The 3,945-nt window shown below is 39.4% G+C and carries 4 protein-coding genes and 1 pseudogene; 1 reads left to right on the forward strand and 4 read right to left on the reverse strand.

The window, feature by feature from the left end; translation table 11 throughout:
* Positions 1-27 precede the first annotated feature (27 nt).
* Entirely contained in the window at positions 28-810 is a 783-nt protein-coding gene (locus tag H5202_RS18740; protein WP_182773400.1) for a Wadjet anti-phage system protein JetD domain-containing protein, read from the reverse strand.
* Positions 807-1,664, reverse strand: a complete 858-nt coding sequence (locus H5202_RS18745; RefSeq protein WP_182773401.1) for a WYL domain-containing protein — start codon at positions 1,662-1,664, stop codon at positions 807-809. The genes H5202_RS18740 and H5202_RS18745 overlap by 4 nt, the downstream gene beginning before the upstream one ends.
* A gap of 232 nt (positions 1,665-1,896) precedes the next feature.
* Between H5202_RS18745 and H5202_RS18750 the strand changes: the two are divergent.
* A pseudogene (locus H5202_RS18750) lies at positions 1,897-2,365 on the forward strand (DDE-type integrase/transposase/recombinase); the annotation flags it as partial.
* 3 nt (positions 2,366-2,368) lie between these two features.
* Here H5202_RS18750 and H5202_RS18755 read toward each other — a convergent pair.
* Together H5202_RS18755 and H5202_RS18760 are read right to left on the reverse strand one after the other, a co-directional pair.
* A complete protein-coding gene (locus H5202_RS18755; RefSeq protein ID WP_182773402.1) occupies positions 2,369-2,668 on the reverse strand; it encodes a hypothetical protein in 300 nt (99 codons plus the stop codon).
* Positions 2,669-3,306: 638 nt separating this feature from the next.
* Complete coding sequence (locus H5202_RS18760) at positions 3,307-3,846, reverse strand: GNAT family N-acetyltransferase (protein WP_182773403.1); 540 nt, start codon at positions 3,844-3,846, stop codon at positions 3,307-3,309.
* Positions 3,847-3,945 lie beyond the last annotated feature (99 nt).

Here is a 3,945-nt window from a genome sequence, read left to right on the forward strand (position 1 = left end):
CTTATTTGTAAGTCACTACGTTTCATCTTATTCCCCTATGGGCAATTCTTGCACTAGAATTCCGCGTCCGTCAGTTAATAACTCGACCATGGGTTCAAACCCTAATTCTTTAGCCTTGTTGAGTGCATGGATATAGTGCATCCTCTCTTTCGGAACGACACAGTATTTTGCATTACTTGCTAGATCTAAAGGCATCGCAAAGTGGATTTTATCGCCCAAAGTTTTAAATAAGGTTTCATAAATTTCAACGCCTGTTAAATCATAATCAGGGCAATAGTGAATGTGGTTAAAATGACTTAAGAAATGGATAGCATTCGGGTGTGTAATTGCCTTTCCCGATGACCAAATCACCAATGTGTCATCATCAATGTTCTGTAACCCCATGTTGCCCAAAAAGGACGAGCAGAATGTGAAACACTCACTGTTTTCAATCAGAATGACATCGGTGCGGTTGGATTTTGGCCAGTGTGTTTCCACCGTCATGTCAGGCGCACAGCTAATCGCAAAGACAGCACCTTGCTCACCATAGCGTTTGGCTACGAAATACGCGGTATGAGTACGATGGTCGTGAGAGTTGCCTTTTTGGGAGGCTTCTCGTCTCGATTTTGCGGGCGAAAACTGGTCAATTAAGGAATCCAATATCGTGTGGTTAGCCTCTTCGAGCACGTGTTTGTTTTTCTGGACAAACACCAGGGGACCAAGGTCTTCAATATCGATATCCACGCCTTTCATTTTCAATTGAGTAAGCAGTCGCTTGACGTTAAAGGCATTACCTTGTTTCGCTGCTAACAACATCTGGTAAAGACTCATCCTTTAGGTCCCCTGAACAAACAAAACGCAATTTCTTCAAGGTTGGTGATCACCAATGGATGCCCTTGTTGAGAACAGGTATTGGGATCCATACCAAGGCGATAAAATTGAATTGTGTAATCAGCCAAGGCCGCACGCGTTCTGATAACGAAATGGCCTTTTTTACCATAATCACTTAACACTAGCGCTTGTTCTTCTGGAGGTAACGCAGGATGTGCAGCAACCTTGATTTCCACGAACTGGATCCAATGTTCATCTTGATGCTGATGTTTATCAGCTTTACCGGCAATTGACAGATCTTTCATTCGACCTAGATTAAAATCAGTAAACTGCTCTCGCTTATAGCAATAGGCTCGGCAATGCCAGCGAAGTCCATCATGGCTTAAAGCGTGAGGAGCGATAACCCGCTGAATTCCCATTGGATTGTTTCTGCTGCTATAAAACACCGATACGCGGCTTTTCAGGCGAATAGCTTTTAATAAAATACGAGTAACTTCAGGTTGTGGGCTGCAAATTGGAGTAATCTGCTCTGACACTGCGCCATCCCCATAGGTCTGGCGAATATGTTCATTGCTATTTGCAAACATATAACTGACATATGACTCCCAGTTATGGGGAATGTACAGCGGTGTAAAAAGTGATGTCGCTATATACAACTTTTCTGGATCTTTCCCGTTAAAGATCAAAGTGTCAGGATGCTGCTTAACATATTGATTTATAGCAGTACGAATAACGTTGGCTTGAACCCCAAAAATACGAGAGAGCCTAGATGAATTAACACCGCCTTCCCAATGGACCATATATTCAATGGCTTTAAAACGTGATTTAAGTTGATTAGAAATCGAAGTGTTCATAAATCCGCTGTATGTATTGTTATCGTGTACAGGATAATAGTATATACGGTTAAGTCTGTAAACTGTGGTTATATACAGTAACTATCAATCTTGATGAACTGCCAAATGCCTAGTCTAGAGTTCTGGGGGCAATCCAACTGGGAATTCAAAGCCATTGCAATCTACTTGAAAATACCATTTTTCACTGACCACATGATTTTAAGGGGTGACAGCTATCCAGACACAGGGGGGCACTGTCTGGTGTGCGTTGTGAGTTACATCTGGGCGGGTAATCGGTGGTGTTATCTTGCTGTTGTGCTGGACTTTTTATCAATAAAACCAGTGGATTGGGCAATGTCATGTACATCTGGCAGCAATTTAACGGTAAAAAGTTGGAAATGACTTTTGAGTCGCGAGGTAAGCCTAAAAACTTGATGTTCCACTCTGACCAAGGCAGCCATTACACCAGCCTCAAATACCGTCAGCGGTTGTGGAAATTGCTGGGATAATGCGCCGATGGAGCGATTTTTCAGAAGTTTGAAACGGAATGGATGCCAACCTAGGCTTAAAAGAGTTTTATCAAAGCTAAACAAGATGTGACGGACTATATCATTGGCTATTACAGCCAAGTCAGGCCACATTATTACAACGCAGGATTGAGCCCAAATGAATCAGAGCGAAGATTTTGGTTAGATTCTAAAGCCGTGGTCAAAATTAGTTAAATACTACATTTCAGATGCCGCCGCAATCAACAGCTGCTGATAGTAATCAAAGACGCGATTGACCAACAACATATCTACATGTCCAGAGAAAATTAGATGAACAGTTGGGATTCCATTCAGAGGGCTGTAATCAATCTTGATTATTTCTACATAGTCGCTTTCATTTTCAACCATTTTTGCAAGTGTTTTGAAGAGTCCGAAACACGGGAATACAAAGTTATCTGTCATGTGTAAGTCATCAAGAAGTCTCAACTGAGGATAGTTCTCAATAATTCTATTCTGTAGCACGTAAGCTTGTTGCATTTCTTCACCACTTTATTGAGTACTTTTTGTAAGCTTAGCTCAGAAGATTGATTACAGTCGGGGCCGACTAAGTAAATGCTTATGACAAGCTGTTTTTGGGAATAATTGAATACTCAAGAAAATAGAGACGTTCAAGGAGAGCCATGTTGAGTTTTTTACGGTAAGAAACTTAAAGAAAAATACACTTGTATTAATGCTATTTTTTGTTAAAATAATAATATTAGCATTTACATATAAATGGCTATTTTATATGTAGTTAACTTAAGATCTCATTCTAATTTAATAAAGTGTATGAAGATCTCGCGTTATGTTCAAAACTCTCAAATTCTAAATTATTAGTACCCTCCTAACCCATTGATTCTTCTATATGGGTGATCTCAAGTAAAATTTCGAATATCACTTGGGGCTTCTCATACCAAATGAGTTTTGTCTCACTTCGTGGATCTTTTTTTTTGTATTTAGAATCAGAGGTTATGTTGAAACAATTGATTTCGCCGCACTGTTACGGTGAAACATCCTTTTCAGAGCGCTTTTTGTTACTTCGTATAGACCCAAATCGTGTTAGTGCCTTCGCTCAGCACTCACTATCCGCTTATGATAAGTTTGGTGAATTTAGATTGACTTGTTAGCTGTTTATTTTAAATTTCACCAGCAACTGCATTCAATGCATTTTGTTCTTGTTTTCTTAGGTAATTTACTACTTTCTCTTTAAACGATAAATCGGAATAGAATTGCTTGATTAGGTGTTTTGAAGGGATATCAGTACGCTCCATTAATGGGACTGCTCGACCCGTCGCAATGACGTAAACATGAAAATCTTTATAACGTGCCAACATAGGTTCAATAATATTTTTAAGCAACGCATTAGCCAACAACGTAGCATAACCTTTATTACGATGTTCTATGACTGTTACGAAATGAATAATACCCAACTCTTTATAGTTCACACCTTGATGACAAGTGACTTTGTCTGCACGGGCTTCAAAGTTTTCAAAAAGACTGTACCCTACCAATTCGTCATTTACATAAAGTTTAATTATTTCTGCTTGGGTCCCGTGTTGTAATTCCTCGTGCTTATCTAACCACTCAAAAATGTACCACATTTTCATGTTGCCCTGACCCAAGGCGAGTAATTCATTAGTACACGTTTTGGCATTACAGTGTTCGAATCTAAGCATTAATAACCCATTTGAATCTTCGTAAATTAGTTAACATCGACCTGTTAACTTACTTTTATATCACTAGATAGCGAAATAAGCATAAAAAAGACTAAGCTT

This window comes from Shewanella sp. SG41-4 (assembly GCF_014164505.1).
GTDB lineage: Bacteria > Pseudomonadota > Gammaproteobacteria > Enterobacterales > Shewanellaceae > Shewanella.